This is a genomic window from Citrobacter sp. 172116965, from assembly GCF_013458095.1.
In the GTDB taxonomy this organism is placed as follows: domain Bacteria; phylum Pseudomonadota; class Gammaproteobacteria; order Enterobacterales; family Enterobacteriaceae; genus Citrobacter; species Citrobacter braakii.
The window spans coordinates 3,163,261-3,185,513 of sequence record NZ_CP046673.1; the positions used below are offsets into that span (position 1 = coordinate 3,163,261).

Consider the following 22,253-nt stretch of genomic DNA (forward strand, 5'->3'; position numbering starts at 1 on the left):
AATTGTGACAATTGTCATACAACTATGGGTATAGCATTTACTATGGAATGGATTGCCGATCCGTCAATCTGGGCCGGACTCGTCACGCTAATCGTGATCGAACTTGTTCTTGGCATTGATAATCTTGTTTTTATTGCCATCCTCGCGGAGAAACTGCCTCCTGCCCAGCGGGATAAGGCGCGTATTACCGGGCTACTGCTGGCGATGGTCATGCGCCTGCTGCTGTTGGCATCAATATCATGGCTGGTAACGCTGACCACGCCGCTGTTCAGCATTCGCGGCCTGAGCTTCAGCGCGCGCGATCTGATCATGCTGTTCGGCGGTTTCTTCCTGCTGTTTAAAGCCACCATGGAGCTAAACGAACGGCTGGAAGGCAAAGACAGCGAGAACCCGACCCAGCGTAAAGGCGCTAAGTTCTGGGGCGTCGTCGCGCAAATAGTCGTGCTGGACGCTATCTTCTCCCTGGATTCCGTCATTACCGCCGTAGGGATGGTCGATCACCTGGCAGTAATGATGGCTGCGGTGATTATTGCCATCAGCCTGATGGTGCTTGCCAGCAAGTCGCTGACGCGCTTTGTCAACAGCCATCCAACTATCGTCATTCTGTGCCTGAGCTTCTTGCTGATGATTGGTTTCAGTCTGGTCGCCGATGGGTTTGGTTTCCATATTCCGAAAGGTTACCTGTACGCCGCCATCGGCTTCTCGGTCATGATAGAAGCATTGAACCAGTTGGCTATCTTTAACCGTCGTCGCTTCCTGTCAGCCAACCATACCCTGCGCCAGCGCACCGCCGAGGCGGTAATGCGACTGCTGAGCGGGCAAAAAGAAGACGCCGAACTGGATGCCGAAACCGCGGCCATGCTGGCAGACCATCATGAAGGCCAAATTTTTGCCCCTCAGGAACGGCGGATGATTGAACGTGTGCTGAACCTTAATCAGCGTACGGTCAGCAGCATCATGACCTCGCGCCATGATATTGAACACATCGACCTCAATGCGCCGGAAACAGAAATCCGCGCTTTGCTGGAAAAAAACCAGCATACGCGTCTGGTGGTCACCGGCGAAGATGAGCAGGAAGACTTGCTGGGCGTGGTGCATGTCATCGACCTGCTGCAGCAATCTCTTCGCGGCGAGCCGCTCGACTTACGCGTCTTGATTCGCCAGCCGTTGGTGTTCCCGGAAACTCTGCCGCTGCTTCCGGCGCTTGAGCAGTTCCGTAACGCCCGGACGCACTTCGCTTTTGTGGCGGATGAATTTGGGTCAGTTGAAGGGATTGTTACGCTCAGTGACGTGATGGAAACCATCGCCGGTAACCTGCCAAATGAGGTAGAGGAGATTGACGCCCGCCATGACATTCAGAAAAACGCGGATGGTTCATGGACCGCTAACGGACACATGCCGCTGGAAGATCTGGTGCAGTATGTGCCTATCCCGTTAGATGATAAGCGTGAATATCACACCATTGCCGGACTGTTAATGGAGTATTTGCAGCGCATCCCGAAAACCGGGGAGGAAGTTCAGGTCGGCGACTATCGACTAAAAACCCTGCAGGTGGAAAATCATCGCGTACAAAAAGTCCAACTGATACCGCTGCACAGTGAAGAAGAGATGGATTACGAGGTGTAAATCACGAGCCGGGGGCGGCATCAACCGCCATCCGGCAATATGAATCAGAGTTTATCCAGCAACTTTTTAACATCTTTACCGTTGCGGGAGTCTTTATTGCGATCGGCCCAGTCGTTAAGGCGACGTTTTGCTTCATCCTGCAAATGCTTACGCAAAATCTGGTCGACCTGCAGACTGTAGTTTAGCGCCTGCCACTGACCGTAGACTCTGAGAGGAACCGGGGTAGCCTTCAGGAAGTTAATCAGCTTACTTTCGCCATCCCAGCCGCCCAGCACGCGAATGTTAAACAGCGTGTCGCAATTCAGCTTCACCAGATCCAGCGTTCCCTTGCCGGTCAGCGCCAGCATCGCCGACTCACCCGCCATGTTATCCAGCGTAACCTCGCCGTCATCCAGCGTCATATCGGTTACGAAATGATCCAACCGGGTCACGTTATCCAGGTTTTGCTGAGCTTTAACATCCCCACCGCTACGTTCGACGGCCTGTTGTATCATCTGCTGGAAGTTCATTCCTTCCATTCGCGTATCGCTCATTTCGACATGGGCCTGCCCTTGCCAGCTATGACGAAACGCCTGGGCATCAATATCTGAGCCAGAGAAATCCCCTGCCAGTGACAGCTTACCGGTGAGGGCGATGGGGTAATCGAAGGCTTTCAGGATAGTACCAATTTCTACGCCTTCCAGGCGCGGATGGAAGACCGCTCGCGGCTGTCCTTTTCTGGCATCCAGCATACCAGGAAGCGACACCAGTCCGCCGTCACTTTTCCCCTGCAACTGCGTAACGTTCAATAAGCCGAACTGGTTGTCAATTTTTGCCGAGACATTGTCAAACGCCATTTTCCGCCACAGCACTTTGTCAGCTTGCAACGCGATGTCTGCCGAAAATCCCTTCAGTCCCTGATACGAAACGGCATCAACCTGGGAAGCAATGACGGGGCGCGCCAGCGTTGACTGACTCTGACCTTGCTGAACCTCACCGTTCGTCGTCACAACCTCACGTTGCACGAGCAGATTGTCCAGATTGAGCTGACCAAACTTCAGGTCGACAGCCCATTCTGGTTTTTCCAACAATGTCACATGAACTTGCCCGGCGAGAGAGCTGTCGTTAGCGGTCAAATGAATCTGGCTAAACGCGAGCTGTTTTTTCTCTTCCAGCCACTGCGCCTGAAACTGTCCCTGGCCTTTGATCCCCTGCGCCGGTAGATCGGCCCCCTGCAATTGCCAGCTTAGCTGCTCAATATTCGCGGATAAGTTATGCGGATAGTCGGAGGCATCAACGCTGCCGTTGAAGGATAACGCGAGGTCACGCTGATCGCGGTTAACGCGCCCGGAGAAATCAAACGTGCCGCGGTGCTGGTTATCCTGTTCCATGTCCAGACGAATATCGCGAACCGTGACCTGTTCATCGTCTTCATGCTGGAATACCAGAACGCTATCGGCAACACGCAGGCGGGCAATATCAAACGACCATCCTCTGTCTTCAGCCAGGTCGGGCAAGGTATTGTCTTTTGGGGCAACGGGCGCATCTTTGCCGCGCACCGCTTCAGTTTGCGGGGTCAGTTGAATCACCGCGCCTTTGAGCATCACCTGCTTCACACTGAGCTGGTGACTCAACAGCGGCCACAACGCGACGTCAAGACGCATATTGTCGGCACGAATCAGGGGTTCGCTGGCGCCTTCAGCCGTTAACACCATGCGCCCCGAGAGGATACTCAGCTGTGGCCATACGTGCCAACGCAGAGGGCCATCCAACTGCAGCTGATATCCGCTACGCGCAGCAACCTGCTTGACCATATATGCGCGGAAATCATTCGGATTCACCAACAGTACTAACGCAGAAAAACCGGCCACCAGCACGACCAGTAGGATCATCAGCGTCGTCAGAAATCGTCTCATGCTATCCCCAATGGACTGAAAATACTCAGTCTTTATCGATCCGGCTGGCAACGGCGCCCTGCTGATCGCGATACTTTGCATCCTGACGACGGTTGTAAGGTCGCGCCGCCGGACCGGAAAGCGGTTCGAAGCTTAATGCGCCAATCGGCATGCCAGGACGCAGGGCCAGCGGTAGTTTTCCGGAGTTGTAAAACTCCAGTACGATGCAGCCAGACCAGCCCGGATCGATACGGTGTGCGGTGACGTGTACCATCAGTCCCAGACGCGCCAGCGAAGAGCGGCCATCTAACCAACCCACAAGATCGGAAGGCAGCGTCACGGATTCGAACGTCACTGCCAGCGCCAGTTCGCCCGGATGCAGGAAAAATGCCTCGCCGTCTTTGAGGACGATTTCATCACTCATCACGCGATCCAGCGCGGCGCTGACTTCATCTTTCGGTCCGCTCAGATCGATATACGCTGCCGTATGCCCGCGGAACGTACGGAATTTGTTGCCAAGGCGCACATCTACCGTGGCGCCGTTGATTCGCTCGACAGGAGGGCGTGGATTGATCGACAGACGACCTTGATCCAACCAGGCTTCAATATCTCGGTCACATAAACGCATGGCACTTTCTCCTTTCGTGCTTCAACCCCTTAATGCCAGGTGCATTAAGGGTGAACCAGGTTATCACTGAACGGTACACAATTCGCTGAACTTATTCAAAGAACTGACTGATTTTAGCCTTCAGAATATCGATGGCGATGCGGTTTTTACCCCCGCGCGGCACAATGATGTCGGCGTACTGTTTTGAAGGCTCAATAAATTGCAGGAACATTGGACGGACGGTTTTCTGATATTGCGCCATCACTGAATCCATTGAACGACCACGTTCGTTCACATCGCGCTTGATACGGCGCATCAGGCAAATATCCAGCGGGGTATCAACAAAAATAGAGAAGTTCATCTCATCACGCAAACGCGCATCCGTCAGCAGCAAAATGCCTTCCAGGATGATGACTTTCTTGGGTTCGATATGAATAGTGTCTTGCGTGCGCGTGTGCTCAACGTAGCTGTACACTGGCAGCTCAATGGCACTACCGCGTTTCAGCGTTTGCAGATGTTGGAACAGCAGGCTGTGATCCATCGCGTTCGGATGGTCGTAGTTGGTTTTTACACGCTCTTCCATCGATAGATGGCTTTGATCTTTGTAATAGCTGTCTTCGGGAATAACGCCAATATGTTCGTCACCGACTTGTTCACGCAATTCGCGATAAAGAGTACTGGCAATAAGACTCTTGCCGGAAGCCGATGCGCCGGCAATGCCGATAATGACGCACTGATGGGACTGATCAGTCATAAATTTAGCGACCTGATTAACCTGGATGTTAGGAAGGGCGGCGCCGAAACGCCAAACGCGGCAATTATAGGGATTTCAGCGGCGCGACGCCAGCCCAGGCTGCACCAATGCCTTCCCTGTCGCAAATTAAAACGGTCATATTTAAAGCATGCGCTACATTTATTCGCCAGCCTTAGTAATTAATAGCTTGAGAGTGTTAATTTATGAGCAGCTGGCGTATAAATTGTAAATTATTTGTACTAGCATAAACCCAGATTAAATGTGATGCGTCCGGCATCTCTACTGGGCGACAACGGCTATTTGGGTAGAGTGGTAATGAGTAAACAATCCCAACATGTTTTAGTTACCTTACCTCATCCTCTACTGCGCCTGGCCAGTTTAGGTCTGGTGGCTTTCATCTTTACGCTGTTCTCGCTGGAACTGTCTCGTTTCGGGGCGCAACTGGCGCCGCTGTGGTTTCCGACCTCAATCATGATGGTGGCTTTTTACCGTCATGCGGGAAAAATGTGGCCGGGGATCGCGCTGGCGTGCTCATTGGGTAACATCGCGGGTTCTTTGCTCTTCTTCCCCGGAGAGTCGCTTAGCTTTACCTACACGGCCATCAACATTATTGAGGCTGTCGTGGGGGCAATGTTATTGCGCAAACTGCTGCCCTGGTACAATCCTTTACAAAATCTCAACGACTGGGCGCGCCTGGCATTCGGCAGCGCAGTGGTCCCTCCGCTGCTGGGCGGCGTATTACTCTGGTTATTATTACCGCAAGAAACGTCGTTAAATACCTTCCTCATTTGGGTGCTGTCAGAATCCATCGGCGCGCTGGCGCTGGTACCATTAGGTTTACTGTTTAAGCCACATTATCTGCTGCGCCACCGCAATCCGCGATTACTGCTTGAAACCCTGATTACGCTTCTGGTGACGTTAACGTTCAGTTGGCTGTCGATGATGTTCATTCCATGGCCGTTTACCTGCGTTATTGTCCTGTTGATGTGGAGCGCTGTCCGTCTGCCGCGTATGGAGGCGTTTTTAATTTTCCTCAGCACCGTGATGATGGTTTCGCTGATGTTGGCCGCTGACCCTTCGCTGCTCTACACCCCCAAACAGAACATGATGACCAGCATACCGTGGCTGCCGTTTTTGATGATCCTGTTGCCAGCCAATATGATGACCATGGTGATGTACGCGTTTCGGGCTGAACGCAAGCACATCTCAGAAAGCGAAGCGCGCTTTCGCAATGCTATGGAGTATTCCGCAATTGGCATGGCGCTGGTCGGGACCGAGGGGCAATGGCTACAGGCCAATAAAGCCTTGTGCCAGTTTCTGGGCTATAGCCAGGAGGAGCTACGTTCGCTCACCTTCCAGCAATTAACTTGGCCGGAAGATTTGAACAATGACCTCGAACAGTTAAACATGCTGGCGCGCGGGGAAATTAACAGCTATTCCATGGAGAAACGCTATTACACGCGCGCAGGCGAGGTGGTATGGGCTTTGCTGGCCGTTTCGCTGGTGCGCCATAGCGACAACACCCCACTCTACTTTATTGCGCAGATTGAGGACATTAACGATCTGAAGCACACCGAGTGGATGAACAAACGGCTGATGGAGCGCATTACGCTCGCTAATGAAGCCGGGGGGATCGGCATTTGGGAATGGGAACTGCAGCCTGATGTGATCAGTTGGGATAAGCGTATGTTCGATCTCTACGAAGTCCCGGCACATATCAAGCCCAGCTGGCAAGTCTGGTATGAATGCGTTGTGCCTGAAGATCGCGAACACGCCGAAAATGTGATTCGCGATTCGCTGGCCGCACGAGCCCCGTTTAAGCTTGAGTTTCGTATCGCAGTAAAAGGTGGCATACGGCATATCCGCTCGTTGGCCAACCGGGTACTGAATAAAGACGGTGAAGTTGAACGCTTACTTGGCATCAATATGGATATGACCGAGGTGAAGCAGCTCAACGAAGCGCTGTTTCAAGAAAAAGAGCGTTTGCATATTACGCTGGACTCCATCGGCGAGGCGGTGATTTGTATTGATGTCGACATGAATGTGACCTTTATGAATCCGGTCGCTGAGAAAATGAGCGGCTGGCAGCAGGAAAACGCAATTGGCATTCCGCTCCTGACAGTACTGCGTATTACTTTCGGCGATAACGGTCCGCTGATGGAAAATATCTACAGTGCCGACATGTCACGTAAGGCAATGGAGCAGGAAGTCGTCCTGCATTGTCGCAACGGCAACAGTTATGACATTCAGTACAGCATCACGCCCCTCAGCACCCTTGATGGCGGCAGCATTGGCTCGGTGCTGGTTATTCAGGATGTCACCGAGTCACGTAAGATGCTGCGCCAGCTTAGCTACAGCGCTTCGCATGACGACCTGACGCAGTTGGCCAATCGGGTCAGCTTTGAAAACCATCTCAAACAGTTGCTGCATACGGTGCACGACGCGCACCAGAGTCATGTGCTGGTTTTTATCGATCTTGATCGTTTTAAAGCGGTGAACGATAGCGCAGGGCATGCCGCAGGCGATGCCCTGCTGCGCGAACTCTCTTCACTGATGCTAAGCATGCTGCGGTCCAGCGATATGCTGGCGCGCCTTGGCGGCGACGAGTTTGGTCTGTTGCTGCCGGATTGTAATATCGAAAGCGCCCGCTTCATCTCAGGTCGCATCATCAGTGCTATTAACGATTACCACTTCATGTGGGATGGCCGCTTGCACCGCATTGGCGCCAGTGCGGGAATTACGCTGATTGATGACAAAAACCATGTTGCGACTGACGTCATGTCTCAGGCGGATATCGCCTGCTACGCGGCGAAAAACAGCGGACGTGGGCGTGTCTGCGTCTATGAACCCCAGCAAAGCCAGGCGCATGCCGCGCGTAGCCAACTGTCATTGGACGAACAAAAGCATACCATTATGCACAGCCCGATGCTGATGATCGCCAGAGGCGTGGCTTCTCCACGTATACCTGAGACGTTTAGCTTCTGGCTTATATCGCTACGCTTAGGGACCGCTGAAGGCGAAGTGATTGAAGAGCAGACATTCCGTACCGGGCTGGTCGATCCCACATTGAATCAAGCGCTCGACCGTCGGGTATTCAGCGAATTCTTCCAGAATTCTGCCCCGGCAGTCGCCAGCAAGGGCCTCAGTGTTGCGCTCCCCCTTTCCGCCGCCGGGCTGCTCAATTCAGAACTTGTTGATGAGCTGCTGGAGCAATTGCAACATAGCCCGTTACCGCCACGCCTGCTGCACCTGACCGTTCCGGCCAGCGTCATCAAAACGAATCCAACGCAGGCGATATCCGCCCTGCATCGGCTACGTCAGTTCGGTTGTCGAATTGTGTTAAGTCAGGTCGGTCGTGATTTAGAGCTTTTTGACAATCTGAAATACCACATTGTCGATTACCTGTTGCTTGACAGCGAGCTAAGCGCCAGCGCTCACGGAGACCTGATTGACGAGATGTGGGTGTCCATTATCCAGGGCCATGCCCAGCGTCTGGACATTAAAAGCATCGCCGGTCCGGTGCAGTTGCCGCTTATTATGGATGCGCTTTCCGGCATCGGTATTGATATGATTTATGGCGACATTATTGCCAACGCCCAACCGTTGGATCTGCTACTGAATACCAGTAATTTCGCCATCAACTGACGGTTGCCAGCCATCCGTGTACCAGATATGCAAGAGTGCATAGGAGCGCCAGGGTTTCCAACGCTCTGCATACCGCCGGATCTGGGCTGGCGTCATGCCGGGAAAACGCTGTTTAATCAGATAATCATCCGGCAGAAAAACATCCTTCGCCTGCCAACCACGCAGCGCAAAATAGTTGGCGGTCCAGCGCCCTATTCCGGGAAACGTTTGTAGTTGCTTAACGCCTTGCTCAATATCGTCAGGCGCTACTGTCGCAAGCGTTCCTTCAAGCGTTGCACGCGCAAGGTGAATCAACGCTTCAGCGCGTTTGAGCGGCATCCCTAACGCTTTCAGGTGCAGCGGTTCGGCGTCAGCAAGCGCTTCAGGCGTGGGAAAACAAACATACCCTGGCGCATCCTCCAGCGTGTCGCCATAAGCATGCGCGACTTTCGCCGTCAGTTTTGCCGCCATAGCCACGCTGACTAACTGCCCTAAAATCGCCCGTACCCCTTGCTCAAAAGCATCGACACATCCCGGCAGGCGCAGTCCCGGACGCGCCGCACCAAGGCTTCCCAGCGCGCTGACAATTTGCTGCGGGCAACAGGTAAGATCAAACAAGCGGGTTATTTTCGCCAGGCACTCGGGGGCGGCGGGTTGTAATCCCGAACTTAACGTCACGTGTAGCACATTGGCGTGCAAATCCGGTACGACGCGCACCAGCCCCCGATGCTCCCCTACGGACAGGCTTCTGGTATAACTCAGTTCCTCCACCGTTTCGACACCGTCAACCGCACGGGCGGCAAGAAATCCCAGCATCCAGGACCAGTCATAAGGCGGTTGCCAGCTCAGCGTGAACATTCAGTTTTCCTTTTTATGCAAACCTACAGCATAAACGGTATTCAATCGATGTGCCTTGCTTTCATATTCCAGTTGTCGGAGCGTCAACATTTCGTTAAAGTCACGCCCCTTCTTCACTGGCATGGGGATTTTTACGGTGTTTATTGGTTTTGACTACGGTACGGCAAACTGTTCAGTGGCCGTTATGCGTGACGGGCAGCCTCACCTGCTCAAAATGGAAAATAACAGCACGCTTCTGCCTTCAATGCTGTGCGCGCCAACGCGCGAAGCGGTCAGCGAGTGGCTGTATCGCCATCACGACATCCCAACCACCGACGACGAAACGCAGGCGCTGCTTCGCCGCGCGATGCGCTATAACCGCGAAGAAGACATCGACGTTAACGCCAACAGCGTGCAGTTCGGTCTGGCATCGCTGGGTCAATATATTGAAGACCCGGAAGAGGTGTACTTCGTTAAATCGCCAAAATCATTTTTGGGTGCCAGCGGTCTGAAGCCGCAGCAGGTTGCGCTGTTTGAAGATCTGGTCTGCGCGATGATGCTGCACATACGCAACCAGGCACAAAATCAGTTACCGGAAGCCATCACCCAGGCCGTTATTGGTCGTCCCATCAACTTCCAGGGGTTAGGGGGCGATGACGCCAACGCCCAGGCGCAGGGTATTCTTGAACGTGCGGCCAAACGCGCCGGTTTTCAGGATGTCGTCTTCCAGTACGAGCCGGTAGCGGCTGGTCTGGATTACGAAGCCACGCTGCAGGAAGAAAAACGCGTGCTGGTAGTGGATATTGGCGGGGGTACAACCGACTGTTCACTGCTGCTGATGGGGCCGCAATGGCATCAGCGCGCCGATCGCGAAAACAGCCTGCTGGGGCACAGCGGCTGCCGCGTTGGCGGGAACGATCTGGATATTGCGCTGGCGTTTAAACATCTGATGCCGCTGCTCGGTATGGGGGGAGAAACGGAAAAAGGGATCGCCTTACCTATTCTGCCCTGGTGGAACGCGGTCGCGATCAACGATGTTCCCGCGCAAAGTGACTTCTACAGTAGCGCCAACTGTCGCTTGCTCAACGATCTTGTCCGCGACGCGAAAGAAGCCGATAAAGTCGCCCTACTGCTTAAAGTCTGGCGCGAGCGTCTGAGCTATCGCCTGGTGCGCAGCGCAGAAGAGAGCAAAATCGCGCTCTCCGATCAGACCATTGTGACGGCGGCGATACCGTTTATCAGCAACACGCTGGCAACCGATATCAGTCAACACGGGCTGGAAGCTGCGCTCAATCAGCCCCTGGCGCGCATTCTGGAGCAGGTTCAACTGGCGCTTGAAAACGCGCAGGAAAAACCGGACGTGATTTACCTGACCGGCGGTAGCGCGCGTTCGCCGCTGATTAAAAAAGCCCTCGCCCAGCAACTTCCCGGGATTCCGATCGCGGGGGGCGATGATTTCGGTTCCGTTACTGCCGGACTGGCCCGCTGGGCTGACGTTGTTTTCCGCTAAGCGGCTCGCATGCTGAAAAGTACGCGTATTGACATCACCATTGCTGTGGCTTAATTTCAGGAGTGAGGGTTAGGGAGGGCTTCCCCTCCTCCTGGTGTCTTAGTAAGCCGGTAAGCTAATCACTAAGAGTATCACCAGTATGATGACCTGCTTCATCATAACCCTTTCCTTATTTTGGCCCCTTCCTCGGGAGGGGCTTTTCCGTTCCAGCGTCCCGCTGAAATCTCTGGCTTTCCTCCTTTTTGCCTTGTCAGCACTCTAACGCACAATCACGTATTCGCTATCTTCACCACCGATTGTTGCGTAACGCTTCGCAAAGCCGCATTAGCATTCAGACGAATCCCGACAGTGTTTCATAATTCCTCCATTTTTCTCCCTTGTTCGCTGGCTAAACTAGTATCATTCCGCGAATCGTTTCAGGATGAGAAACTTATAACAATGAAAGGCAGTAAAAAATCCCGCTGGGTGATAGCAATCGCGATCGTTGTGGCCACCGTCGCCGCCATCTGGTTCTGGCAAAGCCGTAACGACGCCCAGGAAAACGCACCGGGCGCTACCAAACCAGCGCAGCACACGCCAGGTTCGGGACGGCGTGGAATGCGCTCCGGGCCGTTGGCTCCCGTTCAGGCTGCCACCGCCGCCATGGAAGCCGTTCCGCGTTACCTGACAGGACTGGGTACCATTACTGCCGCAAATACCGCCACGGTACGTAGCCGGGTGGATGGTCAGCTCATTGCCTTACACTTCGAGGAAGGACAGCAGGTAAAAGCCGGCGACCTGCTGGCAGAGATAGATCCCAGCCAGTTCAAAGTTGCTCTGGCTCAGGCGCAAGGCCAACTGGCAAAAGATAAAGCCACGCTGGCAAATGCCCGTCGCGATCTTGCCCGCTATCAACAGTTGGTGAAAACTAATCTGGTCTCCCGCCAGGAGCTGGATGCCCAGCAGGCGCTGGTAAATGAAACGTTAGGGACAATCAAAGCCGATGAAGCCAGCGTCGCCAGCGCCCAATTGCAGCTTGACTGGAGCCGGATAACCGCGCCTGTAGAGGGGCGTGTCGGTCTGAAGCAGGTCGACGTCGGTAACCAAATTTCCAGCGGCGATACCACCGGAATCGTCGTCATTACGCAAACCCATCCTATCGACCTGATATTCACCTTGCCTGAAAACGACATTGCCACCGTGTTGCGGGCGCAAAAATCGGGGACTCCGTTAAAGGTCGAAGCCTGGGACCGAACCAATTCGCAAAAACTGAGCGAAGGCGTCCTGCTCAGTCTCGACAATCAGATTGATGCCACGACCGGAACCATCAAAGTTAAAGCCCGTTTTGACAATCAGGATGATGCTTTATTCCCTAACCAGTTCGTTAACGCCCGCATGCTGGTCGACACGGAACAAAACGCCGTGGTGATCCCAACGGCCGCCCTGCAGATGGGCAATGAGGGCCATTTTGTCTGGGTGCTGAACAGCGAGAATAAAGTGAGCAAACATCTGGTTAAACCAGGTATTCAGGATAGCCAAAAAGTAGTGATCGCCGCCGGGTTGTCCGCAGGCGATCGGGTCATAACCGACGGTATTGACCGCCTGACGGAAGGCGCAAAAGTAGAAGTCGTAGAGGCGCATGACGCCTCTGCTCAGGATGAGAAAACTGCGCCCCGCGGATACGGCAAAAAAGGAGCTAACTCCTGATGCAGGTGTTACCTCCGCACAACACAGGCGGGCCATCACGCCTGTTTATTCTGCGACCTGTCGCCACCACGCTGCTGATGGTCGCGATTTTGCTTGCCGGTATTATCGGTTATCGTTTCCTGCCGATCGCCGCCTTACCGGAAGTCGATTACCCCACGATTCAGGTCGTTACGCTGTACCCGGGCGCCAGCCCGGACGTCATGACCTCGGCGGTAACCGCGCCGCTTGAGCGTCAGTTCGGACAGATGTCCGGCTTAAAACAGATGTCCTCGCAAAGTTCCGGCGGCGCATCGGTCGTCACGTTGCAGTTTCAACTGACGCTCCCGCTGGATGTTGCCGAGCAGGAAGTTCAGGCTGCGATTAACGCCGCCACCAATTTATTACCGGGCGATCTGCCCAATCCGCCGGTCTACAGCAAGGTAAACCCGGCAGATCCACCGATCATGACGCTGGCGGTCACGTCCAACGCCATGCCGATGACGCAGGTGGAAGATATGGTCGAAACCCGCGTCGCGCAGAAAATCTCTCAGGTTTCCGGTGTCGGTCTGGTAACACTTTCCGGCGGGCAACGGCCGGCGGTCCGCGTGAAGCTTAACGCACAGGCTATTGCCGCACTCGGTCTGACCAGCGAAACCATCCGTACAGCCATTACCGGGGCTAACGTCAATTCGGCAAAAGGGAGTCTTGATGGCCCAACGCGTGCTGTCACCCTTTCCGCCAACGACCAGATGCAGTCCGCAGACGAATATCGCCAGCTCATCGTGGCCTATAAAAACGGTGCGCCGGTTCGTCTGGGCGATGTCGCCACCGTCGAACAAGGGGCAGAAAATAGCTGGCTGGGCGCATGGGCCAATAAGCAACAAGCCATTGTGATGAATGTTCAGCGCCAGCCTGGGGCGAACATCATCTCCACGGCAGACAGTATCCGTCAAATGCTGCCGCAGCTCACCGAAAGCCTGCCCAAATCAGTTAAGGTCAGCGTGCTTTCGGATCGTACGACCAATATTCGTGCGTCCGTTGCAGACACCCAGTTTGAGCTAATGCTGGCGATTGCGCTGGTGGTGATGATCATCTACCTGTTCCTGCGCAATATTCCGGCGACGATTATTCCTGCGGTCGCCGTTCCATTGTCGCTCATCGGCACCTTCGCGGTGATGGTATTTCTTGATTTCTCCATCAATAACCTGACCCTAATGGCGCTAACCATCGCGACAGGATTCGTAGTGGATGACGCTATCGTGGTTATCGAGAATATTTCTCGCTATATCGAAAAAGGCGAAAAACCGCTGACTGCCGCCCTGAAGGGGGCTGGTGAGATTGGTTTTACCATCATCTCTCTGACATTTTCGCTAATCGCCGTGCTGATCCCACTGTTGTTTATGGGTGATATCGTTGGCCGATTATTCCGCGAGTTTGCCGTTACGCTGGCCGTGGCAATTCTGATTTCCGCCGTCGTCTCGCTCACCCTCACGCCGATGATGTGCGCGCGCATGCTTAATCAGGCCTCGTTGCGTAAGCAAAACCGCTTTTCCCGTGCCTCGGAGCGAATGTTCGATCGCGTCATTGCCGGGTACGGTCACTGGCTGGCAAAAGTGCTGAACCATCCGTGGCTCACGCTGGGCGTGGCGCTCGGCACGCTGGCACTGAGCGTTATGTTATGGGTCTTTATCCCCAAAGGGTTCTTCCCAATCCAGGACAACGGCATCATCCAGGGTACGCTGCAGGCGCCGCAGTCCAGTTCATTTGCCAGCATGGCCCAGCGCCAGCGCCAGGTTTCCGATGTCATCCTTCGAGATCCGGCGGTAGAGAGCCTGACCGCTTTTGTCGGCGTGGATGGTACTAATCCGGCATTGAACAGCGCGCGTCTGCAAATCAACCTTAAGCCGCTGGACGATCGCGACGATCACGTGCAGAAAGTGATCGCACGCCTACAGGACGCGGTTGACAGAGTACCCGGCGTTGATCTCTATCTTCAGCCCACCCAGGACCTGACGATTGATACCCAGGTCAGCCGGACGCAATATCAGTTTACGCTGCAAGCAACGTCCCTTGACGCCCTCAGCACCTGGGTTCCACAGCTGTTAGAAAAACTACACCAGCTACCGCAACTGTCCGATGTCAGTAGCGACTGGCAGGACAAAGGGCTGGTGGCGTATGTGAACGTCAATCGCGATAGCGCCAGCCGTTTAGGCATCAGCATGGCGGATGTCGATAACGCCCTGTACAACGCCTTCGGCCAGCGACTGATTTCAACCATCTACACCCAGGCCAACCAGTATCGCATCGTGTTGGAACATGACACCAATAGTACGCCGGGGCTTGCTGCACTGGACACTATCCGTCTGACCAGCAGCGACGGCGGCGTGGTTCCGCTCAGCGCAATCGCCAGCATTGAACAGCGTTTCGCTCCGCTGTCGATTAACCACCTCGATCAGTTCCCGGTCACCACCATCTCGTTCAACGTACCGGACGATCATTCGCTGGGCGATGCGGTGCAGGCAATTCTGGATGCCGAAAAAACGCTCAATCTACCAGCAAATATTACCACCCAGTTCCAGGGCAGTACGCTCGCTTTCCAGGCCGCGCTGGGTAATACCATCTGGTTGATTGTGGCTGCGGTTGTCGCGATGTATATCGTCCTCGGCGTGCTGTATGAGAGCTTTATTCACCCGATTACCATTCTCTCCACGCTACCCACGGCGGGCGTCGGCGCCCTCCTGGCGTTAATGATTGCCGGCAGTGAACTGGACGTCATCGCGATTATCGGCATTATTTTGCTCATCGGTATCGTCAAGAAAAACGCCATCATGATGATCGACTTCGCCCTTGCCGCGGAGCGCGAACAGGGCATGACCCCACGCGACGCTATTTTCCAGGCCTGTCTGCTGCGTTTTCGCCCGATTCTGATGACTACGCTGGCGGCACTGCTCGGCGCGTTGCCGCTGATGTTAAGTACCGGCGTGGGGGCCGAATTACGTCGTCCATTAGGAATTGGTATGGTCGGCGGTCTGCTGGTAAGCCAGGTATTAACCCTGTTTACCACCCCGGTGATTTATCTGCTGTTTGACCGTCTGTCGCTGTACGTGAAAAGCCGCTTCCCGCGTCAGGAAGAGGAAGCGTAAATGAAATTTTTCGCGCTTTTCATTCATCGTCCGGTGGCGACCATTCTCATTTCGGTGGCCATCACCCTGTGCGGGATACTGGGCTTTCGTCTGCTGCCGGTAGCTCCGCTGCCGCAGGTGGATTTCCCGGTGATCATGGTCAGCGCATCATTACCCGGCGCTTCCCCTGAAACGATGGCGTCTTCGGTAGCCACCCCGCTGGAGCGCTCACTGGGGCGCATCGCGGGCGTGAACGAAATGACCTCGAGCAGTTCCCTTGGCAGTACGCGCATTATTCTTGAATTCAAATTCGACCGTGACATCAATGGCGCGGCGCGGGATGTTCAGGCCGCGATCAACGCAGCGCAAAGCCTGCTACCCAGCGGCATGCCAAGCCGCCCCACGTACCGCAAAGCCAACCCTTCCGATGCGCCAATCATGATCCTGACGCTCACGTCGGACACTTACTCGCAGGGTGAGCTGTACGATTTCGCATCAACCCAATTAGCACAGACCATCGCGCAAATCGACGGCGTGGGTGACGTCGACGTTGGGGGCAGCTCTCTGCCTGCCGTGCGCGTAGGGCTTAATCCGCAAGCGCTGTTTAATCAGGGCGTGTCGCTGGACGACGTGCGTAGCGCGATTGCTAACGCCAATGTGCGTAAGCCGCAGGGAGCTATCGAGAATGATACCCACCGCTGGCAGGTACAAACCAACGATGAGCTGAAAACCGCCGCCGAGTACCAGCCGATTATTATCCACTACAATAACGGCGCTGCGGTGCGGCTGGGCGATGTTGCGTCTGTGAGCGACTCGGTGCAGGACGTACGTAACGCGGGGATGACCAACGCAAAACCGGCTATCCTGCTGATGATCCGCAAGTTGCCAGAAGCCAATATTATTCAGACGGTAGACAGCATTCGGGCCAAATTACCGGAGTTACAAACGCTGGTCCCGGCCGCCATCGATCTACAAATTGCCCAGGATCGTTCACCGACCATTCGCGCCTCGCTGGAGGAAGTCGAACAGACGCTGATTATCTCCGTTGTGCTGGTTATCCTGGTGGTCTTTGTTTTCCTGCGCTCCGGGCGCGCGACCCTGATCCCTGCGGTAGCGGTTCCGGTCTCGCTGATCGGTACCTTTGCCGCCATGTATCTGTGCGGGTTCAGCCTGAACAACCTGTCATTAATGGCGTTGACCATTGCCACGGGATTTGTCGTTGATGACGCAATAGTGGTGCTGGAAAATATTGCCCGCCACCTGGAAGCGGGAATGAAGCCACTGCAGGCGGCGCTACAAGGTACGCGCGAAGTGGGATTCACGGTGCTCTCAATGAGCCTGTCGCTGGTAGCGGTGTTCCTCCCGCTGCTGTTAATGGGCGGATTGCCTGGGCGCTTGCTGCGCGAATTTGCCGTCACGCTGTCAGTTGCTATCGGTATCTCGCTGCTGGTGTCGCTGACATTAACGCCAATGATGTGTGGCTGGATGCTCAAATCCAGCGCCCCGCGTGAACAGTCTCGTAAACGAGGTTTTGGTCGTGTGCTGGTGGCACTGCAACAGAGTTACGGCACTTCGCTTAAATGGGTGCTGCGCCATACGCGACTGGTTGGCGTGGTGTTACTTGGCACCATTGCGCTGAATATCTGGCTTTATATTTCCATCCCCAAAACCTTCTTCCCGGAGCAAGATACGGGTGTGTTGATGGGGGGGATTCAGGCCGACCAGAGCATCTCTTTCCAGGCGATGCGCGGCAAACTGCAGGACTTTATGAAGATCATCCGCGACGACCCGGCGGTGAATAACGTCACCGGTTTTACCGGCGGTTCCCGGGTTAACAGCGGGATGATGTTTATCACCCTCAAGCCACGCGATGAGCGCGGTGAAACCGCTCAGCAGGTGATCGACCGCCTGCGCGTCGCGCTTGCAAAAGAGCCTGGCGCGAATCTGTTTCTGATGGCGGTGCAGGATATTCGCGTCGGCGGTCGCCAGGCCAATGCCAGCTATCAATACACATTGCTTTCTGACGATCTGGCGGCACTGCGCGAGTGGGAACCGAAGATCCGTAAGGCGCTTGCCGCCCTGCCCCAACTGGCGGATGTCAACTCAGATCAGCAGGACAATGGCGCGGAAATGAACCTGGTCTACGATCGCGACACCATGTCTCGTCTGGGGATCGACGTTGCAGCCGCTAACAGCCTGTTGAACAACGCTTTTGGACAACGGCAAATTTCAACTATTTATCAACCGATGAACCAGTACAAAGTGGTGATGGAGGTCGATCGACGTTACACCCAGGATATCAGTGCGCTGGATAAAATGTTCGTCATCAACAATGAAGGTAAGGCAATCCCGCTATCGTACTTTGCCAAATGGCAACCGGCGAATGCCCCGCTGTCGGTAAACCATCAGGGCTTGTCCGCTGCCTCAACCGTGTCGTTTAACCTGCCAACAGGTTCTTCACTGTCTGAGGCGACAGAGGCTATCAACAGAACCATGACCCAGCTCGGCGTCCCCTCCACGGTTCGCGGTAGCTTTGCCGGCACGGCACAGGTATTTCAGGACACCATGAACTCACAGGTGATCCTGATTATCGCCGCCATCGCCACGGTCTACATCGTTCTGGGTATGCTGTATGAAAGCTATGTTCATCCCCTAACCATTCTCTCCACGCTACCTTCAGCTGGCGTCGGGGCTTTGCTGGCGCTGGAGCTGTTCAATGCCCCGTTCAGCCTAATCGCCCTGATAGGGATAATGCTATTAATTGGTATTGTGAAGAAAAATGCCATCATGATGGTCGATTTTGCGCTGGAAGCGCAGAGAAACGGCAAGCTGCAGCCAGAAGAAGCCATTTTCCAGGCCTGCCTGCTGCGCTTTCGCCCAATCATGATGACCACGCTGGCGGCGTTGTTTGGCGCGCTGCCGCTGGTGTTATCCGCCGGGGATGGCTCCGAACTACGTCAACCGTTGGGGATAACCATTGTCGGCGGGCTGGTCGTGAGTCAACTCCTGACGCTGTACACCACGCCCGTGGTCTATCTCTTTTTCGACCGCCTGCGTCTGCGTTTTTCGCGTAAAAATAGCAAACCGGTAGCAGAGTTATGACAGAACTTGCCGACAGCACCCGCTGGCAACTTTGGATTGTGGCATTCGGCTTTTTTATGCAGTCGCTGGATACCACCATCGTGAATACTGCGCTTCCCTCGATGGCGGCAAGCCTCGGGGAAAGCCCGTTACACATGCATATGGTCATTGTGTCATATGTTTTAACCGTTGCCGTGATGCTGCCCGCCAGCGGATGGCTGGCGGACAAAGTTGGCGTGCGTAATATCTTCTTCACCGCCATCATCCTGTTTACGCTTGGCTCGCTGTTTTGCGCCGGGTCCAGCACACTCAACGAGCTGGTGATGGCGCGCGTCTTACAAGGCGTTGGCGGTGCGATGATGGTGCCGGTCGGCAGGCTAACGGTGATGAAAATCGTCCCGCGTGAGCAATATATGGCGGCGATGACGTTTGTCACATTGCCCGGTCAGATTGGCCCGCTACTGGGACCGGCATTAGGCGGTATTCTGGTTGAGTACGCCTCCTGGCACTGGATATTTTTGATTAACATTCCGGTTGGTATTGTCGGCGCGATAGCGACGTTAATGCTGATGCCCAACTACACCATGCAAACCCGACGCTTCGATCTCTCCGGATTTGCGATGCTGGCAGTCGGCATGGCGGTACTGACGCTGGCACTTGATGGCAGTAAAGGAACCGGCATCTCCAGTATCTCGCTGGCAGCGTTGGTTATCTGCGGAGTGCTGGCTATTGCGCTGTATCTGAAACACGCCCATCGTAATCCACGCGCGCTGTTCAGCCTGAATCTGTTTCGCACACCGACCTTCTCGCTGGGTCTTTTCGGCAGTTTTGCCGGACGCATCGGTAGCGGTATGCTGCCGTTTATGACGCCGGTGTTTTTACAAATAGGCCTCGGTTTTTCCCCCTTTCATGCCGGGCTGATGATGATCCCGATGGTGCTCGGCAGTATGGGCATGAAGCGCATTGTGGTGCAGGTCGTTAACCGCTTTGGCTACCGTCGCGTACTGGTCGTTACAACGCTTGGCCTGTCGCTGGTCAGTCTGCTGCTGATGAGCACCGCGCTGCTCGGCTGGTATTACGCCCTGCCCTTCGTACTGTTCTTACAGGGAATGGTCAACTCAACGCGCTTTTCATCCATGAACACCCTGACGTTAAAAGACCTGCCTGACGATCTCGCCAGCAGTGGTAACAGCCTGCTGTCAATGATCATGCAGCTGTCGATGAGTATCGGGGTGACAATCGCGGGACTGCTGCTAGGCATGTTCGGTCAGCAGCATAGCGTCATCGACAGCGGAAGTACGCATACCGTCTTTATGTATACCTGGCTGTGCATCGCATTCATTATCGCGCTGCCCGCCATTATTTTTGCCCGCGTGCCGAACGACACGCAAACCAACGCGGTGATTTCACGGCGCAAGAGGAGCACCTGATGAAGTTCTGGCGGCCCGGTATCACCGGCAAACTGTTTCTGGCGATTTTCGCCACCTGCATCGTATTGCTGATCAGCATGCACTGGGCCGTACGCATAAGCTTCGAACGCGGTTTTATTGACTATATCAAGCACGGTAACGAACAGCGGCTGCAAATGCTCAGCGACGCATTAAGCGAGCAGTATGAACAGCACGGCAACTGGCGATTCTTACGCAATAACGATCGGTTTGTTTTTCAGATCCTGCGCTCTTTTGAACACGACAACGACGATGATAAACCCGGCCCCGGCATGCCGCCGCACGGCTGGCGTACGCAGTTTTGGGTTGTCGACCAAAATGCCCGCGTGCTGGTCGGTCCGCGTGCTCCGGTCCCCCGTGACGGTATGCGCCATCCGATCCGCGTCAACGGTAGCGAAGTCGGTGCCGTGATTGCCTCTCCCGTGGAACGCTTAACGCGCAATACGGATATCAATTTCGACATGCAGCAAAGGCGTTCCAGTTGGCTCATCGTCGCGCTCTCCACGATCCTGGCGGCGCTGGCAACGTTTACGCTGGCGCGCAGCCTGCTGGCCCCGGTCAAGCGGTTGGTAGAAGGCACGCACAAACTGGCGGCTGGCGATTTCACCACTCGCGTTGCGCCGACCAGTACGGATGAGCTGGGCAAGCTGGCGCAGGACTTCAACCAGCTTGCCAGTACGCTGGAAAAAAACCAGCAGATGCGTCGTGACTTTATGGCCGATATTTCTCACGAACTGCGTACGCCGTTAGCGGTGTTGCGCGGTGAACTGGAGGCCATTCAGGATGGCGTACGCCAGTTCACCCCTGACTCCGTTGCCTCTTTGCAAGCTGAAGTGGGTACGCTCACCAAGCTGGTGGACGATCTGCATCAGCTCTCCATGTCCGATGAAGGCGCGCTGGCCTACCAGAAAACATCGCTGGATCTCATCCCCCTGTTGGAAGTGGCAAGTGGCGCATTTCGTGAACGCTTTGCCAGCCGTGGACTGACGATACAACTTTCACTCCCGGACAGCATGACGGTATTTGGCGACAGGGATCGTTTGATGCAGTTGTTCAACAATCTGCTGGAAAACAGTCTGCGCTACACCGACAGCGGCGGTGGGCTGCACATCAGCGCCGAACAACGCGAGCGTATGGTTTTATTAACCTTCGCTGATTCCGCTCCCGGCGTAAGTGACGACCAGTTACAGAAGCTGTTTGAACGCTTTTATCGCACCGAAGGCTCGCGTAACCGTGCCAGCGGTGGTTCCGGGCTGGGGCTGGCAATTTGCGTCAATATCGTACAGGCGCATAATGGTCTGATTCGCGCCGCCCATTCGCCTTTTGGCGGGGTTAGCATTACAGTAACATTACCGCTGGAACGCGATTTACAGAGAGATGTATGACTGAGTTACCCATTGATGAAAACACGCCGCGTATTCTGATCGTGGAAGACGAGCCCAAGCTGGGGCAACTGCTTATCGACTATCTGCGCGCGGCAAGCTACGCTCCTACGCTCATCAGCCACGGCGATCTGGTTCTTCCTTACGTGCGTCAGACGCCGCCCGATCTGATCTTGTTGGATCTGATGCTGCCTGGTACCGACGGCCTGACTCTGTGCCGGGAAATCCGCCGATTCTCTGAAGTCCCCATCATGATGGTAACCGCCAAGATAGAAGAAATTGATCGCCTGCTGGGGCTGGAGATCGGTGCGGATGATTATACTTGCAAACCCTACAGCCCGCGTGAAGTTGTTGCTCGCGTGAAGACGATTCTGCGCCGTTGCAAGCCGCAGCGCGAACTGCAACAGATGGATGCTGACAGCCCGTTGATCGTCGATGAAGGTCGTTTTCAGGCGTCCTGGCGTGGGAAAATGCTCGACTTAACGCCTGCTGAATTTCGCTTACTCAAAACGTTGTCGCATGAACCGGGAAAAGTGTTCTCCCGTGAACAGTTGCTCAATCATCTCTATGACGATTACCGTGTCGTTACCGACCGAACCATCGACAGCCATATCAAGAACCTGCGACGCAAGCTGGAATCGCTGGATGCGGAGCAGTCGTTTATCCGCGCGGTCTATGGCGTAGGGTATCGCTGGGAAGCCGACGCCTGTCGAATTGCGTAAA

The 22,253-nt window shown here is 54.8% G+C and carries 14 protein-coding genes; 9 read left to right on the forward strand and 5 right to left on the reverse strand.

The window, feature by feature from the left end:
• Nucleotides 1-42: 42 nt before the first annotated feature.
• Nucleotides 43-1,626, forward strand: coding sequence for a TerC family protein (locus GPJ68_RS15465; protein ID WP_019077138.1), 1,584 nt, complete (start codon nt 43-45; stop codon nt 1,624-1,626).
• A gap of 44 nt (nt 1,627-1,670) precedes the next feature.
• On the opposite strand, the gene asmA is transcribed toward GPJ68_RS15465, so the two are convergent.
• The 3 genes from asmA to udk all read right to left on the reverse strand — a co-directional run bounded on the left by asmA (nt 1,671) and on the right by udk (nt 4,861).
• A complete protein-coding gene (gene asmA, locus GPJ68_RS15470; protein WP_104651469.1) occupies nt 1,671-3,521 on the reverse strand; it encodes an outer membrane assembly protein AsmA in 1,851 nt (616 codons plus the stop codon).
• Nucleotides 3,522-3,546: 25 nt separating this feature from the next.
• Nucleotides 3,547-4,128, reverse strand: a complete 582-nt coding sequence (dcd, locus tag GPJ68_RS15475; protein ID WP_016153598.1) for a dCTP deaminase — start codon at nt 4,126-4,128, stop codon at nt 3,547-3,549.
• Nucleotides 4,129-4,219: 91 nt separating this feature from the next.
• On the reverse strand, nt 4,220-4,861 hold the full coding sequence (gene udk, locus GPJ68_RS15480; protein WP_003036776.1) for a uridine kinase: 642 nt from the start codon (nt 4,859-4,861) through the stop codon (nt 4,220-4,222).
• 315 nt (nt 4,862-5,176) lie between these two features.
• On the opposite strand from udk, the gene GPJ68_RS15485 reads away from it, so the two are divergent.
• Complete coding sequence (locus GPJ68_RS15485; RefSeq protein ID WP_141895405.1) at nt 5,177-8,506, forward strand: diguanylate cyclase; 3,330 nt, start codon at nt 5,177-5,179, stop codon at nt 8,504-8,506.
• Here the strand turns inward: GPJ68_RS15485 and alkA are convergent.
• A complete protein-coding gene (gene alkA / locus GPJ68_RS15490) occupies nt 8,474-9,343 on the reverse strand; it encodes a DNA-3-methyladenine glycosylase 2 (RefSeq protein ID WP_104651468.1) in 870 nt (289 codons plus the stop codon). The genes GPJ68_RS15485 and alkA overlap by 33 nt on opposite strands.
• 136 nt (nt 9,344-9,479) lie before the next feature.
• On the opposite strand from alkA, the gene yegD reads away from it, so the two are divergent.
• Nucleotides 9,480-10,832 (forward strand): molecular chaperone, encoded by a 1,353-nt coding sequence (yegD, locus tag GPJ68_RS15495; protein ID WP_104651467.1) that lies wholly within the window; start codon nt 9,480-9,482, stop codon nt 10,830-10,832.
• 99 nt (nt 10,833-10,931) lie between these two features.
• Here yegD and GPJ68_RS15500 read toward each other — a convergent pair whose 3' ends face one another.
• Nucleotides 10,932-10,991: a type I toxin-antitoxin system Ibs family toxin gene (locus tag GPJ68_RS15500; protein ID WP_109017525.1), complete on the reverse strand. Its 60-nt coding sequence runs from the start codon at nt 10,989-10,991 to the stop codon at nt 10,932-10,934.
• Between the two features lie 279 nt (nt 10,992-11,270).
• Here GPJ68_RS15500 and GPJ68_RS15505 point away from each other — a divergent pair, with 279 nt between their 5' ends.
• The 6 genes from GPJ68_RS15505 to baeR are packed head-to-tail and all read left to right on the forward strand — an operon-like array spanning nt 11,271 to nt 22,252.
• Nucleotides 11,271-12,518: an MdtA/MuxA family multidrug efflux RND transporter periplasmic adaptor subunit gene (locus GPJ68_RS15505; RefSeq protein WP_047414001.1), complete on the forward strand. Its 1,248-nt coding sequence runs from the start codon at nt 11,271-11,273 to the stop codon at nt 12,516-12,518.
• On the forward strand, nt 12,518-15,640 hold the full coding sequence (locus GPJ68_RS15510; protein ID WP_180836793.1) for an MdtB/MuxB family multidrug efflux RND transporter permease subunit: 3,123 nt from the start codon (nt 12,518-12,520) through the stop codon (nt 15,638-15,640). The genes GPJ68_RS15505 and GPJ68_RS15510 overlap by 1 nt, the downstream gene beginning before the upstream one ends.
• Nucleotides 15,641-18,721: a multidrug efflux RND transporter permease subunit MdtC gene (gene mdtC, locus GPJ68_RS15515; protein ID WP_172860507.1), complete on the forward strand. Its 3,081-nt coding sequence runs from the start codon at nt 15,641-15,643 to the stop codon at nt 18,719-18,721.
• Entirely contained in the window at nt 18,718-20,130 is a 1,413-nt protein-coding gene (locus tag GPJ68_RS15520) for an MFS transporter (RefSeq protein ID WP_049269016.1), read from the forward strand. Before mdtC ends, GPJ68_RS15520 begins: the two co-directional genes overlap by 4 nt.
• Nucleotides 20,130-21,533: a two-component system sensor histidine kinase BaeS gene (gene baeS, locus GPJ68_RS15525; protein WP_016153606.1), complete on the forward strand. Its 1,404-nt coding sequence runs from the start codon at nt 20,130-20,132 to the stop codon at nt 21,531-21,533. The genes GPJ68_RS15520 and baeS overlap by 1 nt, the downstream gene beginning before the upstream one ends.
• Nucleotides 21,530-22,252 carry a two-component system response regulator BaeR gene (gene baeR / locus GPJ68_RS15530; RefSeq protein WP_180836796.1) on the forward strand — a complete coding sequence of 241 codons (723 nt, stop codon included), beginning with the start codon at nt 21,530-21,532 and terminating at the stop codon, nt 22,250-22,252. Before baeS ends, baeR begins: the two co-directional genes overlap by 4 nt.
• Nucleotide 22,253 lies beyond the last annotated feature (1 nt).

Bases quoted from the DNA above. Each gene is read 5' to 3' on its own strand.
- GPJ68_RS15465 (WP_019077138.1), top strand. From the start codon at position 43: ATGGAATGGATTGCCGATCCGTCAATCTGGGCCGGACTCGTCACGCTA.
- dcd (WP_016153598.1), bottom strand. From the start codon at position 4,128: ATGCGTTTATGTGACCGAGATATTGAAGCCTGGTTGGATCAAGGTCGT.
- GPJ68_RS15520 (WP_049269016.1), top strand. From the start codon at position 18,718: ATGACAGAACTTGCCGACAGCACCCGCTGGCAACTTTGGATTGTGGCA.
- GPJ68_RS15485 (WP_141895405.1), top strand. From the start codon at position 5,177: ATGAGTAAACAATCCCAACATGTTTTAGTTACCTTACCTCATCCTCTA.
- GPJ68_RS15505 (WP_047414001.1), top strand. From the start codon at position 11,271: ATGAAAGGCAGTAAAAAATCCCGCTGGGTGATAGCAATCGCGATCGTT.
- asmA (WP_104651469.1), bottom strand. From the start codon at position 3,521: ATGAGACGATTTCTGACGACGCTGATGATCCTACTGGTCGTGCTGGTG.
- alkA (WP_104651468.1), bottom strand. From the start codon at position 9,343: ATGTTCACGCTGAGCTGGCAACCGCCTTATGACTGGTCCTGGATGCTG.
- mdtC (WP_172860507.1), top strand. From the start codon at position 15,641: ATGAAATTTTTCGCGCTTTTCATTCATCGTCCGGTGGCGACCATTCTC.
- baeS (WP_016153606.1), top strand. From the start codon at position 20,130: ATGAAGTTCTGGCGGCCCGGTATCACCGGCAAACTGTTTCTGGCGATT.
- GPJ68_RS15510 (WP_180836793.1), top strand. From the start codon at position 12,518: ATGCAGGTGTTACCTCCGCACAACACAGGCGGGCCATCACGCCTGTTT.
- baeR (WP_180836796.1), top strand. From the start codon at position 21,530: ATGACTGAGTTACCCATTGATGAAAACACGCCGCGTATTCTGATCGTG.
- udk (WP_003036776.1), bottom strand. From the start codon at position 4,861: ATGACTGATCAGTCCCATCAGTGCGTCATTATCGGCATTGCCGGCGCA.